2 protein-coding genes are annotated in these 1,001 nt (G+C 32.3%); both read right to left on the bottom strand.

Going from position 1 to position 1,001, the window contains the following annotated elements; all coding sequences use genetic code 11:
* Positions 1–680: IS3 family transposase (locus VDP25_RS17665; protein WP_334471970.1), on the bottom strand; the 680-nt coding region annotated here is incomplete at its 3' end.
* Between the two features lie 35 nt (positions 681–715).
* On the bottom strand, positions 716–1,001 hold a 286-nt coding region (locus VDP25_RS17660), incomplete at its 5' end, for a transposase (protein WP_334471968.1).

Below are 1,001 nucleotides of genomic sequence, written 5' to 3'. Positions count from 1 at the left end.
TAAAACTCATCTTTTAATATGCCGTTTACACGCTCAGCCATGGCATTTTCGTAACAATGATTTTCTTCAGTCATACTGATATCTATCTTTTTTCTCTTTAGTATTTGCGTGTATTGATTGCTACAATACTGTATACCTCTGTCAGAATGATGAATAAGCTGTTTAATGTTTTTGGCTTGATATATGGCCTTATTTAGGGCTCTTACACATCCTTTTAGTTCCAAACTATCACTAAGATCATAACCAACAATTTTCCTAGAATACATATCTGTTATTAAGGCTAGATAACAAAACCCTTTTACAGTTCTTATGTATGTAATATCAGATACCCAAACTTGATTAGGTCGCGCTATTTCAAGGTCTTTTATAATGTTGTTATACTTATAAAAGCGATGATATGAGTTAGTAGTTCTAGCACTGGTTTTCTTTCTAAGTGTTAGCATATTATGTTTTCTAAGGACACTAAATAGCGTATCTCTACCAACTTTGATGTTAGCTTTTGTAAACTCATCATCTAATGATTTTATGAGTTTACGTACGCCTTCTCTAGGAAGGGATTTGCGTTTTTTACTGACTATGTTTATAATCTGTTGTTCTAGTTTTAAACGCTTATCAGCTCTATTTTTATGCTTGTAATAAGCATTACGTTTAAGTCCAAAACAATGAGTTATCGTTGTCAAAGAAGCAAATCCCTTAGATCTCTTTTTAGCTTTAATTAAGGCTTTATACTTAGCTTTTTTTTTAGTTCATTAACTGATTTATAGCCGAGATCTTCAGCTGCTACTTCAAGATAACAATCTTGTACCATAGCATCAAGATCCTTTTTAAGTAGTAGCTTTTTAAGCTGTTCAACCTCTTTTTGAAGCGCTTTAATTCTAGATATTTCGTCTTTTGTTTCCACTTTCACTCTGGTGTTCATTAAATCTTTACGATTATACTTTTTAATCCACTCATTGACCGTTGTAGGTGCGATAGAGTAGAGTTTACAAAGTTCACTCTTT

Source organism: Winogradskyella sp. ECml5-4 (assembly GCF_036903175.1).
GTDB classification, from domain to species: Bacteria; Bacteroidota; Bacteroidia; order Flavobacteriales; family Flavobacteriaceae; genus Winogradskyella; species Winogradskyella damuponensis.
The sequence above is the reverse complement of the archived record's forward strand: the minus strand, read 5'-3'. Positions and strand labels throughout refer to the sequence as shown.